Annotated in this window: 19 protein-coding genes and 1 other annotated feature; of the genes, 14 read left to right on the top strand and 5 right to left on the bottom strand. The window is 37.8% G+C overall.

Annotation, left to right across the window (positions count from 1 at the left end):
* The first annotated feature begins 86 nt into the window (after positions 1-86).
* On the top strand, positions 87-218 hold the full coding sequence (locus tag CD31_RS23955) for a hypothetical protein (RefSeq protein ID WP_016993490.1): 132 nt from the start codon (positions 87-89) through the stop codon (positions 216-218).
* A 568-nt stretch (positions 219-786) separates the two neighbouring features.
* Here the strand turns inward: CD31_RS23955 and CD31_RS05200 are convergent.
* The 4 genes from CD31_RS05200 to CD31_RS05185 all read right to left on the bottom strand — a co-directional run bounded on the left by CD31_RS05200 (position 787) and on the right by CD31_RS05185 (position 3499).
* Positions 787-1359 carry a 5' nucleotidase, NT5C type gene (locus tag CD31_RS05200; RefSeq protein ID WP_016993488.1) on the bottom strand — a complete coding sequence of 191 codons (573 nt, stop codon included), beginning with the start codon at positions 1357-1359 and terminating at the stop codon, positions 787-789.
* A 12-nt stretch (positions 1360-1371) separates the two neighbouring features.
* Positions 1372-2487, bottom strand: a complete 1116-nt coding sequence (gene ispG, locus CD31_RS05195) for a flavodoxin-dependent (E)-4-hydroxy-3-methylbut-2-enyl-diphosphate synthase (RefSeq protein ID WP_036076197.1) — start codon at positions 2485-2487, stop codon at positions 1372-1374.
* 96 nt (positions 2488-2583) lie between these two features.
* Positions 2584-2928 (bottom strand): hypothetical protein, encoded by a 345-nt coding sequence (locus CD31_RS05190; protein WP_016993487.1) that lies wholly within the window; start codon positions 2926-2928, stop codon positions 2584-2586.
* Between the two features lie 52 nt (positions 2929-2980).
* Positions 2981-3499, bottom strand: a complete 519-nt coding sequence (locus CD31_RS05185) for a DUF1189 family protein (protein ID WP_036076196.1) — start codon at positions 3497-3499, stop codon at positions 2981-2983.
* Between the two features lie 191 nt (positions 3500-3690).
* Between CD31_RS05185 and CD31_RS05180 the strand changes: the two genes are divergently transcribed.
* From CD31_RS05180 to CD31_RS05165, 4 genes are all read left to right on the top strand, one after another.
* Positions 3691-5322, top strand: a complete 1632-nt coding sequence (locus CD31_RS05180) for a Na/Pi cotransporter family protein (protein WP_036076195.1) — start codon at positions 3691-3693, stop codon at positions 5320-5322.
* Between the two features lie 62 nt (positions 5323-5384).
* Entirely contained in the window at positions 5385-5864 is a 480-nt protein-coding gene (locus CD31_RS05175; protein ID WP_016995357.1) for a DUF456 domain-containing protein, read from the top strand.
* 175 nt (positions 5865-6039) lie between these two features.
* A complete protein-coding gene (locus CD31_RS05170; protein ID WP_016995356.1) occupies positions 6040-6645 on the top strand; it encodes a superoxide dismutase in 606 nt (201 codons plus the stop codon).
* A 280-nt stretch (positions 6646-6925) separates the two neighbouring features.
* Positions 6926-9130 carry a peptidoglycan D,D-transpeptidase FtsI family protein gene (locus CD31_RS05165; RefSeq protein ID WP_036076194.1) on the top strand — a complete coding sequence of 735 codons (2205 nt, stop codon included), beginning with the start codon at positions 6926-6928 and terminating at the stop codon, positions 9128-9130.
* Positions 9131-9534: 404 nt separating this feature from the next.
* Here CD31_RS05165 and CD31_RS05160 read toward each other — a convergent pair whose 3' ends face one another.
* On the bottom strand, positions 9535-9726 hold the full coding sequence (locus CD31_RS05160; RefSeq protein WP_036076193.1) for a hypothetical protein: 192 nt from the start codon (positions 9724-9726) through the stop codon (positions 9535-9537).
* 243 nt (positions 9727-9969) lie between these two features.
* On the opposite strand from CD31_RS05160, the gene CD31_RS05155 reads away from it, so the two are divergent.
* The 9 genes from CD31_RS05155 (at position 9970) to CD31_RS05115 (ending at position 18891) form a co-directional block, all read left to right on the top strand.
* Positions 9970-10944, top strand: a complete 975-nt coding sequence (locus CD31_RS05155; RefSeq protein WP_036076192.1) for a PstS family phosphate ABC transporter substrate-binding protein — start codon at positions 9970-9972, stop codon at positions 10942-10944.
* 64 nt (positions 10945-11008) lie between these two features.
* On the top strand, positions 11009-11956 hold the full coding sequence (gene pstC / locus CD31_RS05150) for a phosphate ABC transporter permease subunit PstC (protein WP_016992373.1): 948 nt from the start codon (positions 11009-11011) through the stop codon (positions 11954-11956).
* A gap of 1 nt (position 11957) precedes the next feature.
* On the top strand, positions 11958-12836 hold the full coding sequence (pstA, locus tag CD31_RS05145) for a phosphate ABC transporter permease PstA (protein ID WP_016992372.1): 879 nt from the start codon (positions 11958-11960) through the stop codon (positions 12834-12836).
* A 12-nt stretch (positions 12837-12848) separates the two neighbouring features.
* The gene (gene pstB / locus CD31_RS05140; RefSeq protein WP_036076191.1) at positions 12849-13682 is read left to right on the top strand and encodes a phosphate ABC transporter ATP-binding protein PstB; all 834 of its coding nucleotides are present in this window, start codon (positions 12849-12851) and stop codon (positions 13680-13682) included.
* Between the two features lie 13 nt (positions 13683-13695).
* Positions 13696-14355, top strand: coding sequence for a phosphate signaling complex protein PhoU (gene phoU, locus CD31_RS05135; RefSeq protein WP_036076190.1), 660 nt, complete (start codon positions 13696-13698; stop codon positions 14353-14355).
* Positions 14356-14533: 178 nt separating this feature from the next.
* Positions 14534-15406 carry a vWA domain-containing protein gene (locus CD31_RS05130; protein ID WP_036076189.1) on the top strand — a complete coding sequence of 291 codons (873 nt, stop codon included), beginning with the start codon at positions 14534-14536 and terminating at the stop codon, positions 15404-15406.
* Positions 15407-15480: 74 nt separating this feature from the next.
* Entirely contained in the window at positions 15481-16548 is a 1068-nt protein-coding gene (locus CD31_RS05125) for a mechanosensitive ion channel family protein (RefSeq protein ID WP_036076188.1), read from the top strand.
* A gap of 39 nt (positions 16549-16587) precedes the next feature.
* Positions 16588-16798 (top strand) — a binding site (T-box leader).
* A gap of 138 nt (positions 16799-16936) precedes the next feature.
* The gene (gene trpE, locus CD31_RS05120; protein ID WP_036076187.1) at positions 16937-18322 is read left to right on the top strand and encodes an anthranilate synthase component I; all 1386 of its coding nucleotides are present in this window, start codon (positions 16937-16939) and stop codon (positions 18320-18322) included.
* The gene (locus CD31_RS05115; RefSeq protein WP_036076186.1) at positions 18319-18891 is read left to right on the top strand and encodes an anthranilate synthase component II; all 573 of its coding nucleotides are present in this window, start codon (positions 18319-18321) and stop codon (positions 18889-18891) included. The genes trpE and CD31_RS05115 overlap by 4 nt, the downstream gene beginning before the upstream one ends.
* Positions 18892-18897: the final 6 nt, after the last annotated feature.

Raw genomic sequence — 18897 nt, 5'->3', positions numbered from 1 at the left:
GATGCGACCTCCACTTGATTGTTCGGCATTTTGGAAGTATAGAAGTCTGAAAATTTAGTAAAATATTAAGAGAAGGGGAGCGGTTTGTGGTGAAAATTAATGATGAAATGCTTGATCGATTAGGAACATATTTTGTATATCATGCTGTTTATGATAATTATGGCATTACGTTTGAAAACTTTGTGGAGCGTTGGCTACGAGGCATACTTGACATATAGCGAGCTGGACTTTAAAAACTCCTGGAAACAGGAGTTTTTATCTATAAAAAAGACATTTATTAACCTTGTTTAGATACTTTATTCTTGATGACTGATGCGATATTACTTTCTATCTAAAGGGGATGAAGTATATGAAGAAAATTCTCGCACTGTCCAAACAAAAAATTTAACGATAGAAACAGCTCCAAAAATGGAACAGGCAAAGACATCTGATAAACCTACGATTCAAATTTAATAAACAAGCACTCAATGCCATCTTACAGCATATCGTTGATATTGTAGGGCAAAGTGACAACTGCCTCTTATTTAATTCAAAAGGGAAACAGTAGAGGTAGTACGAGCCATAGAAAACATGACAGCTGTAAGCGAACAGTCCTCACCAGGAACACAGGAGCTATTAGTAACGATGGAGCAGCGAAACATCGCGGTTCATAACATCAATAGCAAGACCCACAATGAGCAGCTATGACCGACTCTTTCAGGCAGCACTAGCTAAATTTCAATAGTAAATTAAAAGAGCTGTAGGGAAGGTGAAGTTTCCATCCAACCTTGCCTACAGCTCTTCGACTTATTTAAAAAATTGTGTAATAAATTGATTTGCTTCCTGCCAGTTATAGACCCTTACAACATTATTAGGAACGGCAAGCCGATTATAAGGTGTATCAAATAACACAACAGGTATTTTTAACTCCTCTGCCAGCATCACTGCATTATCATGCTTATCCTCAAAAAAAGCTTCTACATGATGTTTTTTTGCAGCGGCTAGTTTATCATGGCTGCCGAGAAGCTCGATATGGTCGTACGGTATAGCTTGCGATTTAAACCAATTGACTGTGATGTCTGCTACATTTTCACCTCGTGCAGAAATATAATACAGCTCAAAATTATTTTTCCAAGCGGTTAGAATATTTTTTGCATCTTTTGCGACCTCAGAGACCTCGTACATGTAAGGTTCATTTTCCTTAAACCAAGTATTAAAGGCACTTCGGTCAATAGGGTGTGGAAATGCAGATAAGAAATCATATTCACAAACATCATCCAGCGTAATATTTACATTGTATTGTTTATTAATATGTGGAATGAGTGTACTTGGACATGTCACAGTCCCATCAATATCAATACCAAAGCGGGGCTTTTTCATGCTAGCACCTCCTTAGGCATTCGCTTTTTGAGCTTCTTCCGCTGCACGTTTTTCTTCCATTTCTGCTGCTAATTTATCAATTTCTTTCTTCAGTTCTTCTACCATTGTTTCTTCTGGCACTTTACGAACTGTTTTCCCCTTCATAAATAACAATCCTTCACCACGAGCACCAGCAATCCCGATATCAGCCTCACGTGCTTCTCCAGGACCGTTTACTGCACAGCCTAGAACAGCTACTTTTAACGGTACATTTAATTTTGAAATATATTCTTCTACTTCATTGGCGATAGAAATCAAATCAATTTCAATGCGTCCACATGTTGGGCAAGAAATCAGTGTGGCCATATTAGAAGCTAGACCAAAGGATTTTAATAGTTCTCGTGCTACTTTAATCTCCTCTACAGGGTCAGCAGAAAGGGAGATACGTAATGTGTTTCCAATACCTTTTGAGAGGATAGCTCCAAGACCTGCTGCTGATTTTACAGTACCAGCAAATAATGTCCCTGATTCTGTAATCCCTAAATGGAGCGGATAATTAAAGGCTTTAGCCGCTTTTTCATAGGCTTCAATGGCAAGATTAACGTCAGATGCCTTCATTGACACGATAATATCGTGGAAGTCCAAGTCTTCCAAAATCTTAATGTGGTGTAGAGCAGATTCTACCATCCCATCAGCTGTAGGATAGCCGTATTTTTCTAAAATATGACGCTCTAATGAACCGGCATTTACACCAATACGAATTGGTATACCTTTCGCTTTGGCTGCATTAACAACAGCTTCCACTTTTTCTTTACGACCAATATTACCTGGATTAATACGTACTTTATCAATACCATTTTCAATGGCTTTTAATGCTAATCTATAATCAAAATGAATATCAGCTACTAATGGAATATGAATACGTTTTTTGATTTCGGCAATCGCGTCCGCTGCGCGTTCATCTGGTACAGCAACACGAACAATTTGACAGCCCGCTTCCTCAAGACGAAGAATTTCTGCAACTGTTGCTTCTACATCATGTGTTTTGGTTGTACACATACTTTGAATGAATAATTCATTACTACCACCAATTGTTAAGTTACCGACACGCACAGGGCGTGTATTTGAACGGTGACAAATTTCACTCATTAACTTTCTCTCCTTTTCGGGCCTCTATTTTCAGCCGTCACTGTCATTTATTTTAGCAGTGTAAGAAAATAAGGACAAGGAAGAAACGCTAACTTTTCATTTTCCGCATTTGTTTTCAAGTTCAAATGAGAGAGGAAGCTTGATATTTTCACCTGGAACTAGTGCTTGTAATTGTAAGTGTGGGTTTAAGTTGTAAAAAAGTTGTAAGCGTTCTGGAAAGGTCATGGGAACTTTAGCAGGGTGTAGGGCAAATAAACTATGAATGGTATCTCCTTCAATCGTTTGTACAGTAATATAATTTGGCTCACGCTGTTTTTCACAAAGTCCGTTTTCTGAGCTCTTTGTGGATAAAGCCGCAAGTGGGATGGACCCTTCTGTTAAATCTACTTTGACGACAAAGGCAATTACGATGATGATCGTAGTTAAAATGAATGCTCGCAAAAAATCCCCTCCTTTTCTACACTATATTGAGAAGAGAGGGGATTCATGCACATTATTTTATATTTGGTTGTTTTGGATATTTTGTAAAGGCCACAATTAATAGAGTAATGGTTAAAAATAAAGATAGTACAGTGATAACAGTACTGTTAACGGGCAAATAGTCTGCTAGCATCGAAAGTAACGTAGCCCAAGTGATAGCAAAGGTAGTTGTTCTCCAAATGTGGCGATATTCACCACGTCGCTTCATCGCTTTCAAGATAAATAAACCTGCTAAAGCATAAAGGGCAATTTGTGCAAAAATAAGCATTGTTGTCACAACGAAAAGCATTAGGAAAGTGAAAGGGTACAAGAGCCATTTAATACCCTCTATGTAATCAGTTAAACCAGTTAAACTATCCATATCAAATGTATCAACTGACATACCTGCTGCAAAACGACCTAAAGAGAATACGGACACAATGGTAATCAGTAGAAAAGTATATTGAATAACCTTTCCAATAGGTAACAAACGATAGGCTGCTAGTTTTTTAGGATGTATAAGACTATCAATAAAAAGCTGTGAGTGTTTCATGCTATATCTCCTCCAATCGATATTTTAACATGTTCAAAGAGGACAAGATATGAAAGAAGTATAAATGAGGAGGGTCGTGATGTTAAAATGTTAACATTATGTAAAGAAGTTAAAGGATTTCTTTACTTTTTGTTTGGAATCATTTAATGATTAGAACAGTAGTAGAGATGTAGGAATTGGAGCGAAAACAATTGACAATAGATTGGCAAAGCATTCTCTTTCAGTTTTTAGGTGGGTTAGGGGTCTTTTTATTTTCCATTAAATTCATGGGGGATGGGCTTCAAAAGTCAGCGGATGATCGGCTACGCGAATGGTTAAATCGCTTTACCACAAACCCAATTATGGGTGTCCTGGTAGGTATATTTGTAACGATTTGCATACAATCAAGTTCTGCCACAACAGTCATCACTGTAGGGTTAGTGAGTGCTGGCTTTTTAACATTGCGTCAAGCAATCGGCGTCATTATGGGGGCAAATATCGGTACAACTATTACAGCATTTATTATTGGTATTAATATTGGACTCTACTTTTACCCTTTATTGGCAATTGGTGCGGCCTGTTTATTTTTCTTAAAGAAAGCAACGTATCAACATATTGGTCAGATTCTATTTGGCTTTGGCGGTTTATTTTTAGGGCTAGAGTTGATGAGTGCTAGTATGCAGGCGTTACACCAGCTTGCAGATTTTGCATCGTTAACGCTTCATTTAAGCAATCAGCCGATATTAGGCATTTTTTTAGGAACCATTTTCACCTTACTTGTACAAAGCTCTACTGCAACGGTGGGGGTGCTACAAGGTTTATATGCAGAACAGTTAATTGGTTTAAATAGTGCCTTACCGATTTTATTTGGTGAAAATATTGGCACGACCATTACAGCTGTTTTAGCTTCACTTGGAGCTTCTATTTACGCTAAGCGAGCAGCAGCGGCTCATGTACTATTTAATGTGATTGGGACGATTATTTTCATGTTATTGTTTACACCGTTTATGCAATATGTACAGTGGATCAGTGGCGTATTTCATTTAGAGCCTCGCATGCAAATAGCCATTGCTCATGGCTCATTCAATGTATTTAATATGATGATCCAACTGCCCTTTATTGCTGGACTCGCAGCATTGGTTACAAAGCTACTTCCAGGAAATGATGGCAATATCAATGTAACAACAAAGCATTTAGATCCATCATTCATTGATTCCTCTCCTGCTATTGCGCTTGGGCAAGCTAAAGAAGAAGTATTACGCATGGGTGAACATGCATTGCGTGGGTTGGAAGAAACGTTTTTATATATGAAATCTGGAGAGGCAGAGCATATTCCAACGGTGCTACAGCTAGAAGTCGGGCTTAATCATCTAGACAATGAAATTACTGATTACTTAGTAATGGTGTCTAAGCAGCCTCTTTCTCGTGCAGACTCAGTAAGACATCATACTTTATTAACAAATGTAAGAGACTTTGAACGAATTGGAGATCATTTTGAAAATATATTAGAGCTTTTACAGTATAAGGATCACCACGAGGTTAGCTTAAGTAAATCAGCGCGACAGGACTTGATAGGGATGTTTAGTTTAGCCATTGAGGCAGTACGTAAAAGTATAGAAGCATTAGATACGGCAAGTTTAAGCTTAGCTCAAGAAGTAACAGAGCTAGAAAGCTTGATTGATGATATGGAAGATAAACTACGTCAAAAGCATATTGCACGATTAAATACGAATGAGTGTAGTGGGGCTGCTGGGATTGTTTATATGGATATTGTGAGCAACCTAGAACGGATAGGAGACCATGCAGTAAATATTGCAGATTCTATTTTAGGTATTCGTCATTAATGAAACTTTTCACTTTGTTATTCCGTATGAAAGGCAATGCACGTTAAAAGGAGAGAAACTTTATGGAAGTTGTTGGCTGGATCTTAGTGATTGCCTGCTTTATTATTTCATTTGTTGGTTTAGTGTATCCAATCATTCCTGGTGTACTGTTTTTAGTTGGTGGATTTTTGCTCTATGGCTTATTTTTCTCATTCGCAGAGCTAAGCTGGTGGTTCTGGATTATTGAAATATTATTTGTCGTGCTGTTATTTGGTGCAGACACATTGGCAAATGCATTTGGTATAAAAAAATTTGGTGGCTCCACCGCAGGAATGTGGGGAAGTACCATTGGCTTATTATTCGGTCCATTTGTCATCCCTGTGGCTGGGATTTTAATTGGCCCATTTTTAGGGGCAGTAATCGCTGAATTAATTGTAGAGAAGCGAACATTTAGCGAGGCTGTGAAAAGTGGCGTAGGCTCATTAGTAGGCTTTTTAACTTCTACTATTGCAAAGGCTGTAATTCAAATCGTGATGATTATTGTATTTTTTATCGCCATTTAATGTCTCATTTTTAAGGTTTAGCGTAAGGGATGAAAGGGTAAGATAGTAAACGTATCGGTATTTCGGTCAAAAGGCTGAAATCTTCAAATTGAAGTATTTTTCGTTGAATGGTTTGACCAATTTTGATAATCTAAGGATGTACTAATTATTTCTTATTTTAGGGAGGAACTTAACAATGGCTTACGAATTACCACAATTAACTTACGCTTATGACGCATTAGAACCACATATCGATGCAAAAACAATGGAAATTCACCATTCTAAACACCACAATACTTATGTAACAAACTTAAACGCAGCAGTAGAAGGTACTGAGTTTGCAGAAAAAGACATCAACGACTTAATCGCAAACCTAGATGCTCTTCCAGCTGACAAACAAACTGCTGTACGCAACAACGGTGGCGGACATGCTAACCATACATTATTCTGGGAAGTAATCGCTCCAGGCGGTTCAAATACACCTGTTGGTGAAGTAGCAAAAGCAATCGATGCTAAATTCGGTTCTTTCGATGCTTTCAAAGAAGAATTTGCTAAAGCTGCTACAACTCGCTTCGGTTCAGGTTGGGCTTGGTTAATCGTTGATGGTGACTCAGTTGCTGTTACGTCTACTCCAAACCAAGACTCTCCAGTAATGGAAGGCAAAACACCAGTTTTAGGCTTAGATGTATGGGAACATGCATACTACCTAAACTACCAAAACCGTCGTCCAGATTACATCGGTGCATTCTGGAACGTAGTAAACTGGGATGTAGTAGAAGCTAAATTCCAAGCTGCAAAATAATAACGAATAAATGGCTGTGCCTAAAGTGAGCAATCACGGAGGCATAGCCTTTTTTTATTGGATAAAACAGCATATTAAGGGATGGGAGCTAGAGATATATGGCTAGAGAAGCCGAAATATATGGAGAGCATAAAATAGGGCAACCTTTCTACATAAAGTACCGTCAAATAAATGATGTTTTACATAAGAAATCGTAAGTGCGTGCTTTTCTGTCATACCGTCGAATGGTATACTAGGTATCGTGTATTGAAATGATCAGAAGATGAGGAGGGGAATACATATGCGCAAAGCACCCGGGAAAAATCGCGCGGCGAGTGTTAAAGCAAAACATCATTCTAATTTAACATTTCGTATGAATATCCTTTTCTTTGCAATATTTATCGTATTTTCAATGTTAATTTTTAGACTTGGCTATATGCAGATCGTCAAAGGGGAAGATTATGTACGTGATTTAGAACGTAAAGAAGAGGTACCTGTTAATACAAGTGTGCCAAGGGGACGTATGTATGATCGATACGGGCGTATTTTAGTAGATAATCACCCAGAGAATGCCATTACGTATACGAAAATGCAAACAACCACAACAGAGGAAATGCTTGATATCGCGAAAAAGCTGGCACAATTAATTGAACAGCCAACAAAGCGTGTCACATTGCGTGATAAACAGGATTTTTGGATACTACAAAATCACGATGCTGCCTATGCAAAAATCACCAAGGCAGAAGAGGATAAAATCCGAGCACAAGAAAATATTACAACAAGCCAAATCAATGCAGAGATTGATAAACTGGTACGCGAACGTATAACAAATGATGAACTTTTACAATTAACAGAGGCAGATTTAGAGGTATTAGCGATTTATCGTGAAATGGTATCTGGCTATAATCTATCTCCTCAAATCATTAAAAGTGAGAATGTATCAGCAGATGAATTTGCACGTGTATCTGAGCGTTTAACTGAACTACCAGGTGTTAACACAACAACAGACTGGAAACGTGTCAAATTATCATCTTTATCTATTCTTGGACGTACAACGGTTCCAACAAAAGGGATACCGAAAGAGAAGCTCAATTATTATTTAGCACGTGACTACTCGCGTAATGACCGTGTAGGAGAAAGTTACATTGAAGCACAATATGAAGAATTACTACAAGGTCAAAAAACCGTTGTTAAAAACATTACCAATAAAAAAGGCCAGGTAGTCGACACAGTAACAACCTATGAAGGGGAGCCGGGTAAAGACTTAATCCTATCATTGGATAGTGAGTTGCAAGCTGCAACGGATAAGATTGTAGAAGAAGAACTGCTTAATTTAAAGGCACTTCCTGGATCGTACTTATTAGATCGAGCCTTTTTAATTATGATGGACCCGAATACTGGGGACATCTTATCTATGGTTGGTAAGAAAATAGAAAAAGATCCTGACACAGGAAAAAATATGATCGTTGACTATGCTTATGGGTCATTTACAACGGCTTATGAAGCAGGTTCATCCGTTAAAGCAGCGACAGTTCTTACGGGTTACAATCAAGGTGTAATTTCGATGGGTACTTCAATGGGAGATGAGCCGATTATATTAGCTGGCACGGATCCGAAAACGTCTATTTTTAACAGGGGTGGATATATCCCGATGAATGACTTGTTGGCATTAGAACGTTCTTCCAACTCCTATATGTTTAAAATTGCGTTGCTGCTTAATGGAACACCTTATAGTTATGGTATGCCATTACGCTTAAAGGACGATACGTTCTCAAAAATGCGTAATAATTATGCGCAATTTGGTTTAGGTGTGAAAACAGGCATTGATTTACCAAATGAATTTAGCGGAGTGCGTGGTCCATCAGGTCCAACAATGGGTGGTAAAACACTTGACTTGGCGATTGGTCAGTATGATACGTATACACCACTTCAACTTGCGCAATATATTTCAACAGTTGCCAATGGTGGCTATCGTATTCAGCCACATGTTGTAAAAGAGGTTCGTGACCCATCGCAGGATGGCAAACAATTAGGCCAATTAGTGACAGAAGTAGGACCAACTATTTTAAATCAAATTGATAATCCAAAAGAGGAAATCGATTATGTAAAAAAAGGATTGCGTCGAGTATATACTGGTAATCAAGGTACAGCAAGAGCTCAATTTGCGGATACTCCATATACAGCTGCTGGGAAAACTGGTACTGCAGAGGTAGTATACTATGGTCCACTACGTGAATACTTTGGTACAAACACGATTAACTTAACGCATGTTGGTTTTGCACCATATGAAAATCCTGAAATTGCCTATGCAGTTGTGATCCCATGGGTTAATACAAATTTAGCTCCACACTACTATCAAAATAATGTCATCGCTAGACGTTCTTTAGATAAATACTTTGAATTAAAAGCAAAATACCAAGCTGAAAAAGTGACAGATAGTAATGTAAAACAGCCAATTTTACCAGCGATTACAGAAGAAAAAATTGGTGAGGATGAACAGGAATAAAGGGCATGGGGTATGCTCTAATACAAAAAACAGATTTGGAAAATTTATTTTCCAAATCTGTTTTTATTTTAACCTTTTCAAGACGAATCATTAATTTTAAATGATGGGCTAATTCATTAACTATAAAAACAACAAGGGTTGCTGAGATGCGGGGCGTATACAGAAAAAGATGACGCTCTACTTTTTTAGTAGTGTTCATTATTTCTATATTGATAACATGGTCGACTTATCGTTCTTCAGTGTATTGAAGAATCTTTAAATGTAGCGGGAAAGACATTGTGCATAATTCAGAGGGACTTGTCAAAATTGATGAACTCAATCAGTCAGTTGCGAAATTTAAACTGAACTATGTAGTGAAAGGGGCGTTTGCATAGCAAAACGCCCCTTTAAAATATTAAGTGCCTTTATGCGGATAATTGCTGAATGGCTAATTCAAATTGCTCTCTTGGTTTTACCCCATAAAGTTCTATATTGTTATAGAAATAAGAAGCTAGCATAAAATCAATCGCCTCTTGAAGTGTGTAGTTCCGATGTTCCATTACTAATGATAAATATGTTTTAAAATAATCGACATTTTGTACTTTTGCATGTTTCATGACAAAGGTCAAACTCTCCTTATCATTAAAATAAATATTTCCTGACACAATTGCTTATTATAACACCTTTCTAATAGGAAGCAAGTTTCTTCAATTGTAAATGCATCTTTACAATCGTTTACAAAGCATTACATTCCTTTACATCTCTTTTACGAACCGTTTATACGACTTCAACATTCAGTCATTATAGTAAAGATTGTAAGACAAATAACTATAAAACAGTTCATGACGGAGGCAAATGAGATGAAAAAGTGGAAGTACTTAACGATGACAGCAGTAATGGGTTCTGCATTAATGCTAGGTGCATGTGGTAGCGATTCTGCACAAAACGGAAACAATGCAGAAACGAACGCACCAGCAAGCTCAGGACAAGAAGCTGCTGATGAAAAGCTACAAGGGGCTGTAGCTGGAGATGGCTCATCAACAGTAGCACCAATCATTGAGGCAGTTGTTGAAGAGTATGCAGGTACACAACCAGATGTCAAAGTATCAGTGGGGGTTTCTGGTACTGGTGGTGGTTTTGAAAAATTCATCGCAGGTGAAACAGACTTTTCAAATGCATCTCGTAATATAAAAGATGAAGAGAAAAAGAAATTAGAAGAAGCGGGCATTGATTTTACAGAGTTAGCTTTAGCATATGACGGATTATCAGTAGTAGTGAATCCAGAAAATGATTGGGCGAAGGATTTAACTGTAGAACAACTACAAAAAATTTGGATTGAAGATGGGAAAGAGAAAAAATGGTCTGATATTGATCCATCTTGGCCAGATGAAAAAATCGTTTACTATTCACCAGGTACTGATTCAGGCACATACGACTACTTTGATGAAGTGATTTTAGATGGAGCAGATCTAGTAAGCTCAGCAACATTATCAGAGGATGATAATATGCTAGTGCAAGGTGTGGCTGGTGATAAAAACGCTATCGGTTTCTTCGGTTATGCTTACTACCTTGAAAATAAAGATAAATTAAATATTGTAAAAATAAATGGCGTAGAGCCAACAAGTGAAACAATTGAAGGTGGCGAATATAAACCACTTTCACGTCCACTATTCACATACGTGAAAAATAGTGCGATGAAGGACAATGAGGCAGCATACGACTTCATTAAATTTACACTTGAAAACGCAGGTGATATGGCTGAAGCAGTTGGCTATGTTCGTTTACCTGAAGAAAAATATACTGAAGGCTTAAAAACTTTAGAAGGCTTAAAATAAGAAGACATGCATAGAGGGAAAGAGATGTATGCTCTTTCCCTCACTTATTTGAAAGGAGCTCCCAATGGTTTCTCAAAAGGAAGATAAGACATCATCTGTGCAGCAATTAATTGCAAATTCGCGCAATCAAAAAACGAAGAAAATAGTGGAAAAAGCCATGCCAGCTCTATTATTTTCTGCAGCTATTATTTCGATATTAACAACATTTGGCATTGTTTTCACCCTTATTTTTGAAACGTTTGAATTCTTTAAACGTGTGTCGATTACGGATTTCCTTTTCGGTACAAAATGGTTACCATTTTCAGGTAACGAACCGTTGTTTGGGATATTGCCATTAATCGCTGGTACATTAAAAGTGACACTTATTGCAGTTGTAGTAGCTGTACCATTTGGAATAGCTTCAGCTATCTATTTAAGTGAATATGCAAGTGAGAAGACAAGACGTACAGTGAAACCAATTTTAGAGGTATTAGCAGGTGTGCCAACAATTGTTTATGGCTTCTTTGCCTTAACATTTGTCACACCAGTTTTACAAGAAATTGTACCTGGACTCAAACTATTTAATGCCTTAAGTCCTGGTATTGTTGTAGGAATTATGATTTTACCAATGATTACATCTCTTTCAGAAGATGCCATGTCATCAGTACCAAATAGTATGCGTGAAGGAGCTTTAGCTCTAGGTGCGACGAAATTTGAGGTAGCAATCAAAGTAGTACTACCCGCTGCACTTTCAGGGATTGTGGCTTCTGTTGTGTTAGCTATTTCCCGGGCAATTGGAGAAACAATGATTGTATCACTAGCAGGTGGTTCGACACCGAAATTTGACCTCAGTGTGACAGACTCTATTCAAACAATGACTGCATACATTGTACAGGTTTCAACTGGTGATGCGGGCTATGGTACAACTATTTATTACTCTATTTATTCAGTAGGATTCACACTATTTATCTTTACACTAGTAATGAATTTACTTGCTCATTATATTTCGAAACGCTTCAGGGAGGTTTACTAGCATGCGCTATATGGATGACACGGTCGTCATGAAACGAATGACAAAGCGTATTACAGCAAATAAAGTTTGGAAAACCCTATTTTTCTTAGCTACTACATTTGCACTTGTTACTCTAGCTGTTTTACTGTACCGCATTGTGACACAGGGAATTGATTACTTAAACATCGATTTCTTGACGAATTTTGCATCACGATTTGCGGATAAGGCAGGTATCAAAGCTGCTTTAATCGGTTCGCTTTGGTTAATGGCAGTTGTGGCACCCGTATCGATTATTTTAGGTGTAGGTACTGCGATTTATTTAGAAGAGTATGCAAAGAAAAATAAAATCAATGACTTTATTCGTATGAATATATCGAATCTAGCAGGTGTTCCTTCCATTGTTTTTGGATTACTTGGATTAACAATTTTCGTACGTATGATGGGTCTAGGAAAAAGTATTTTAGCAGCTGGTTTTACAATGAGTTTGTTAATTTTACCTGTTATCATTGTAGCGGCTCAAGAGGCCATTCGTGCAGTGCCAAATGAACAACGTGAAGCTTCGTATGGCATGGGTGCAACGAAATGGCAAACGATTTTGCGTGTTGTCTTACCAGCAGCAATTCCAGGTATTTTAACAGGAAGTATTTTAGCCTTGTCTCGTGCCATCGGAGAAACAGCTCCACTAGTTGTAATCGGAATTCCAGTTATCCTGCAGTTTTTACCGAATGGTTTATTGAGTCAATTTACAGCACTACCGATGCAAATCTATGATTGGGCAAAACGACCACAAGAAGCCTTTCAGTATGTAGCAGCAGCAGGTATTTTAGTGCTTATGACAGTGCTGTTATTGATGAATTCTATTGCCATATATATTCGAAATAAATTCCAAAAACGTTATTAATGAGGTGACCTTATGGTACTAGATTTTAAAGAGGAAAAAACAATTGTCAAACGGAATCAAGCAACGACGAAGTCTATAACAGATGTGGCGAAAAATATTGTCTACGATACACGAAATTTAAACCTATGGTATGGTGATCACCATGGCTTAAAAGATGTTAATTTAAGCATCTATGAAAATGAAGTAACGGCGATTATTGGGCCATCTGGCTGTGGGAAATCTACGTATCTAAAAACATTAAACCGCATGGTTGAACTTGTACCAATTGTTCGTACATCAGGAGAAATTTTATATCGTGAGCGTAATATTTTAGATAAAAACTATACGGTAGAGGAATTAAGAACACGTGTGGGAATGGTGTTCCAAAAGCCAAACCCATTCCCAAAATCTATTTATGATAACATTGCCTATGGACCAAGAATTCATGGCATTAAAAATAAAAAAATTCTAGATGAAATTGTGGAGAAATCACTAAGAGGGGCAGCCATTTGGGATGAGGTAAAAGATCGTTTGAATCAAAATGCCTACGGATTATCAGGTGGTCAGCAACAACGTATTTGTATTGCACGCTGCTTAGCGATTGAGCCTGATGTCATCTTAATGGATGAGCCAACATCTGCCTTAGACCCGATTTCTACGTTGAAAGTGGAAGAGCTTGTACAAGAACTGAAAAAGGATTATTCCATTGTCATTGTGACACATAATATGCAGCAAGCGGCACGTATTTCTGATCGTACAGCATTCTTCCTAAGTGGAGAGGTTGTCGAGTACGATAAAACGGATGTTATTTTCCAAACACCAGCAGATCAACGTACAGAAGACTATATTTCAGGACGTTTCGGCTAAGGAGGAGCAATGAATGATCGTACGTGAACGTTTTGAACAAGAGTTAAAAGAGGTACAGGGACAATTTCTTGCAATTGCCAACAGTAGTATCATAGCTTTAAAAACAGCGTTTGAAGCATTGGTGGAGCAGGATTTAGAAAAGGCCTTAAAAATTTTAGAAGACGATTTAATCATTAATCGGCTTGAAGAAGAAATTAATGATCATGTAATCCTAATGATTGCCAAGCAACAACCAGTAGCAACGGATTTACGCCGTCTCATGGTTCTTGTAAAGGCAGCATCGGATATGGAAAGAGTAGGCGACTATGCGGTTAATATAGCTAAAGAAGCAATTCGAATTGGCAAAGAACCGATGATTTTTCCAATAACGAATCTCCAAACCATGTGCAATAAAACAGTAGAAATGCTAGAAAGTATCATGAAGGCCTTTACTGAGGAAGATACGGTACGCGCTAAAGAGATTGCAGAATTAGATGATTATGTGGACGATTTATACGGGGCAACGATTACACTTTTACTTCGTGCTGGGGTAGAAAACCCATCCCATATTTCACAGATTACGCACCTAACATTTATTTGCCGCTATTTAGAACGTTCTGCTGATCATGCAACAAATATTGCAGAGCATCTATTTTACTTAGTAAAAGGCAAACATTATGAATTAAATAATTAAGAGAGAAGAGCTGTTTTTTAGCTCTTTTTTTTCATTTGCATAAAAATATCCCCTGAAGGAGCAACATTGTCTTTGACTGTAGCGTCTTTATAGCGAGCGTTTTTGTATTGTCAAAAAAAATTTTTGGTTATACTATAGACATTATCCAAAAAATGTGGTGCTTAGGAGGTGCTGCTATATGAATGATGCAATGGAAACCCTCATCAAGCAATTTGACAAGCAGTTGACAATAGAACAACTTGACTATTTACGTTTTCTCTATGAAAACCTGCATATAGAGGAGTTAAGTGAAGGGGAACAACATTATTTTATCGATTATTTTTTCAAGAGTGAGCCATTACGAAATATGGCAGCATTTGCTCTAGAATTGACAGATATAATGCATGAAATCCAAGAGAATATCCCTGCAATTGAGCAGGCTGAACGCCTAGCAAACGGCAAAGAGCAACGCCAGTACTATGAACGAAAATGGTCAGAGCTCAGACGTCAAAAGCTCAAGCAACAGACAACAAAAAGCGGAAATATTTACTATATACCCTTTCATGATTATCAACAAGACCCTGGTCCGATGATTATTTGTTTAGAACAAACGACAGGCATGGCTGCTTATTCTGAGATTTGTAAAAGTATGATTTTAGCGTTATTTATGAGTGCACATCGAGAAGGCCGTGATTTATATATCGTACCGTATGATCGACAAATTCATGTCCACTACCGCTTTGAAAATGGTCATTTAAATTTAGCTGATTTTAAAAGTTTTATCGAATATAAGGCAAAGGGAGAGGCAGCCATTTTACCTGTTTTACAATTTGTGAAAGCATTGCTACAGGAAAATCAATTAGGTACAGAGGCAGATGTCATTATTTTTACAGAAGGAACACCTATTGATGGGCAGCATCTCGTTGGCAAGCAAGCAAAAATGATGCTAAAGGAAATGAAGCAAAAATATCATGCTGAATTTTCGGTAATTGCCATGCATGAACATAATTTTAATAAACAGCAATTTTGGTTTGCTAGCAAGGCTTTTTTTGCAGATGATGCCATACAATAACAAAAAGGGGCTAACCATTACTGAAGGTCGGCTCCTTTTTGCTGGCGATACATAGGTAGTTAAAGGAGAAATACATGGATTCATTACATTGGTTATTACCTAAATTTACAGTCCCAACCTGGCTAGATGGCTTAATTGCCATCATTATTTGTTTAGTCGGGTGGCTTATTCAACGTTTCATTATCAAAAAAATTATTCATCGTGTCGTAATATTTTTAAAAGATCGTCAGCGCAATTTTCAGGCAAATGTCCTTGCGCAATTTAGTAAAGCAATTGGCTATGCCTTTATGACGACGGTCATTGTGCTAAGCTTATCTTATTTAATAAAAGTTCCTTTATTTACGCAGCCATCAACAAAGAATTTTGTATTGTCTATTATGGTGTTTTTTGCTTTTAAAGGAATTTATGATGTGTTAAATTTTTATACGAAACAACCATTTGAATTAACGAGCGAAGAGGATCAGAATGTTTTATTACCGTTTTTCCTACGAATCGGTAAAGTACTTATCATGATTTTTGCTATGTTTACCATTGCTTCCTTTTGGGATTTTAATCTGAATGGCTTTTTAACAGGCATCGGTTTAACCGGAGTAGCGATTGCCTTTGGGATTCGCGATACACTAGCGCATGTATTTGGTGGCATGTCCGTAGCCTTAGATAATCCATTCCAAATAGGAGATTGGATTGCGACAGAGGATCAAAAAATTGAAGGAACGATTGAGGATATCAATTTAAGAAGTACGTTAATTCAAACAGGAGACAAAGGACTTGTGTATGTGCCGAACTCCTATTTAGTGAATCGCCCACTTTATAATTTATCTAAACGAGAAAAACGGAAATGTGAGCAATTTTTATATATCGCTGCTGCTAATAATGAGGAAGACATACGTAGCGCTTTAACGGCCATTCATAAGGAAATTTATTTACACGCTAAAACAGAGAAAGACATGATTCATGTATTTATAGATGAATTTCATCATGATTCGTATCGCGTGCTTGTTCGATTCTTTGTTGCCACAAATGATACCGCTGTTATGCTGGAAGTGCGGCAGGATATTTTATTTGCCATTCGTCAAATAATGGGGGAGTTATCGATTACGTTAGCTAGCCATCATGAAGATGAAAATCTACGAAAGAAATAAATTGAATTGTAAGATACTTTGCTTTACAATATTACCAAGAAATCAGCTTTGATGAAGAGTAGTAGCTAGTACAATTTGTCATAGAGAGCTAGTGGTTGGTGGAAACTAGTACAAATGTTTAGTGAATGGACTTCGGAGCTCTAATCCTGAAAACAGTATGGATTAGCGGATGCCTACGTTATAAGGCTTAAAGAGGGTCTTCTTATCAGGAGACCAATGAAGGTGGCACCACGGCTTTTCCGTCCTTTTGTGATGGAAAGGCCTTTTTATATTTTTATCTTTAGATAGCAAATGTTTTAGCTGAATGAAGAGAAAGACTTTGGCAGATCACTGTTGCTAAAGATAGATGAGGTGTAGAAGAGCAGAGCTTAGAGAAGGAGAGAAGAGTATGACAGTTGAGCTTAGAAAGTTTGCTATGAAAGTATTGCAGGGGGATATGATGACCCCAATCTCTGTGTATCAATCACTTAAAGGACAGCATAAAATGTTGTTCGAATCCTCAGCGAAACATGAGGAAAGTGGGCGCTATTCCTTTATCGCCATCAATCCAGTGGCTGAGATAAAAGGAAATAACGAAGAATTCGTTTTCTCAAAAGGAGCAGAAAATGACAAGGTTAAAGGCAATGTGCTTGATCGATTAAAAGCCATAATACCCTTTCATGAAGAAAACTATCCTTTTGCTTTCTTTGGAGGAGCCATAGGTTTCTTTGGCTATGAAACGGCATTTTACACAGAAAAAATTGGTGACTATTTACAGGATGATTTAGCGATGCCTGATGTTCATGTTTTTTTCTATGATACATTTATTGTTTTTGATCATGTAACACAGGAAATTACACTAGCTTCGATTGACCTATTTCAGGAGGGACGTTCCTTAGTGGAGATGGAAGCTGCTATTGCGACAATGGAGCAACAGCTTTGTGCAGGTACGACCTTTGAGGCATTAAAGGTGGATGAGCTACAGTTTAAGCCAATGATTTCAAAGGAGCGGTTCGTGACCTTAGTAGAACGTGCAAAGCGGCATATTTTACGAGGCGATATTTTCCAAATTGTGTTATCGCAACGCTTTTCAGCACCGTTTACAGGTTCGCCCTTCTCACTTTATCGTCAATTGCGCACATCCAATCCGTCACCCTATATGTTCTATATGGATTATGGAGACTATGTTATTTTAGGAACATCCCCAGAAAGTCTTGTAAAAGTAAGAAATCGAAAAGTGACAACCAACCCAATAGCAGGGACAAAGCCACGTGGCACGACAACAGAACAGGATGAAGCAATCGCAAATGCCTTGTTAGAAGATAGCAAGGAAATAGCTGAGCACCGTATGTTAGTGGATTTAGGTCGTAATGATCTTGGACGTATTGCTAAAGTCGGTTCCGTCAAGCTAGTCAAATACATGAATATTGAGCGCTATAAATATGTGATGCATATGGTGTCTGAGGTTATTGCCGAATTACGAGATGACCTCCATGTACTGGATGTACTTCGCGCTTGTTTACCTGCTGGTACAGTATCAGGGGCACCTAAAATACGCGCCATGCAATTGATTAATGAATTAGAACCAGTAAAACGTGGGGTGTATGCGGGAGCAGTAGGTTATATTTCGACAACTGGTGATATGGACTTGGCCCTCGCGATTCGCACGATGCTCATTAAGGATCAAAAGGCACATGTGCAGGCAGGAGCAGGTATTGTTTACGATTCGATTCCATTGTCAGAATATGAAGAAACGCTGAATAAGGCCCGTGCCCTATTGGAGGTAAAAAAATGATTTTATTAATTGATAACTACGATTCTTTTACCTATAATTTATTTCAACAAATCAGTATGCTTGGAAAAAGCGTCAAGGTTGTGCGAAATGATGCTATTACTATAGAAGAAATTCAAAAATTATCGCCAGAAGCCATTATTTTATCACCAGGACCAGGAACGCCAGATGACGCAGGTATAACGATAGAGGTCATCAAGGAACTCTATCAAAAATTCCCTATTTTAGGTATTTGTCTTGGACATCAATCTATAGGGCAGGCTTTTGGCGCAAATATTGTGCAAGCCACAAACATTATGCATGGAAAGCTGTCCCCGTTACAATATGAGAAAACTGGTTTATTTGCCCAATTAGATGGAGATATCGAGGTTATGCGGTATCATTCACTTATTATTGAAGAGCAAACATTACACAAGGATTTTAAGATACTTGCAACATCGGGTGATGACGGGGAGATTATGGCCATTCAACATAAAGATTATCCTCTCTATGGGCTGCAGTTTCACCCCGAATCAATCGGTACAAAAGAAGGCAGTAGTATGATGCAAGCCTTCCTAGAAAGTATAGCGTAATAAAAA

Source organism: Lysinibacillus boronitolerans JCM 21713 = 10a = NBRC 103108 (genome assembly GCF_000772935.1).
Taxonomy (GTDB): Bacteria; Bacillota; Bacilli; order Bacillales_A; family Planococcaceae; genus Lysinibacillus; species Lysinibacillus boronitolerans.
This window is presented reverse-complemented; position numbering and strand designations above follow the sequence as displayed.

What these genes read in the sequence shown, in the direction of transcription:
- CD31_RS05200 (WP_016993488.1), bottom strand. Translation starts at nt 1,359, where the DNA reads ATGAAAAAGCCCCGCTTTGGTATTGATATTGATGGGACTGTGACATGT.
- ispG (WP_036076197.1), bottom strand. Translation starts at nt 2,487, where the DNA reads ATGAGTGAAATTTGTCACCGTTCAAATACACGCCCTGTGCGTGTCGGT.
- CD31_RS05185 (WP_036076196.1), bottom strand. Translation starts at nt 3,499, where the DNA reads ATGAAACACTCACAGCTTTTTATTGATAGTCTTATACATCCTAAAAAA.
- CD31_RS05175 (WP_016995357.1), top strand. Translation starts at nt 5,385, where the DNA reads ATGGAAGTTGTTGGCTGGATCTTAGTGATTGCCTGCTTTATTATTTCA.
- CD31_RS05170 (WP_016995356.1), top strand. Translation starts at nt 6,040, where the DNA reads ATGGCTTACGAATTACCACAATTAACTTACGCTTATGACGCATTAGAA.
- CD31_RS05165 (WP_036076194.1), top strand. Translation starts at nt 6,926, where the DNA reads ATGCGCAAAGCACCCGGGAAAAATCGCGCGGCGAGTGTTAAAGCAAAA.
- CD31_RS05160 (WP_036076193.1), bottom strand. Translation starts at nt 9,726, where the DNA reads ATGAAACATGCAAAAGTACAAAATGTCGATTATTTTAAAACATATTTA.
- CD31_RS05155 (WP_036076192.1), top strand. Translation starts at nt 9,970, where the DNA reads ATGAAAAAGTGGAAGTACTTAACGATGACAGCAGTAATGGGTTCTGCA.
- pstC (WP_016992373.1), top strand. Translation starts at nt 11,009, where the DNA reads ATGGTTTCTCAAAAGGAAGATAAGACATCATCTGTGCAGCAATTAATT.
- pstA (WP_016992372.1), top strand. Translation starts at nt 11,958, where the DNA reads ATGCGCTATATGGATGACACGGTCGTCATGAAACGAATGACAAAGCGT.
- pstB (WP_036076191.1), top strand. Translation starts at nt 12,849, where the DNA reads ATGGTACTAGATTTTAAAGAGGAAAAAACAATTGTCAAACGGAATCAA.
- phoU (WP_036076190.1), top strand. Translation starts at nt 13,696, where the DNA reads ATGATCGTACGTGAACGTTTTGAACAAGAGTTAAAAGAGGTACAGGGA.
- CD31_RS05130 (WP_036076189.1), top strand. Translation starts at nt 14,534, where the DNA reads ATGAATGATGCAATGGAAACCCTCATCAAGCAATTTGACAAGCAGTTG.
- CD31_RS05125 (WP_036076188.1), top strand. Translation starts at nt 15,481, where the DNA reads ATGGATTCATTACATTGGTTATTACCTAAATTTACAGTCCCAACCTGG.
- trpE (WP_036076187.1), top strand. Translation starts at nt 16,937, where the DNA reads ATGACAGTTGAGCTTAGAAAGTTTGCTATGAAAGTATTGCAGGGGGAT.
- CD31_RS05115 (WP_036076186.1), top strand. Translation starts at nt 18,319, where the DNA reads ATGATTTTATTAATTGATAACTACGATTCTTTTACCTATAATTTATTT.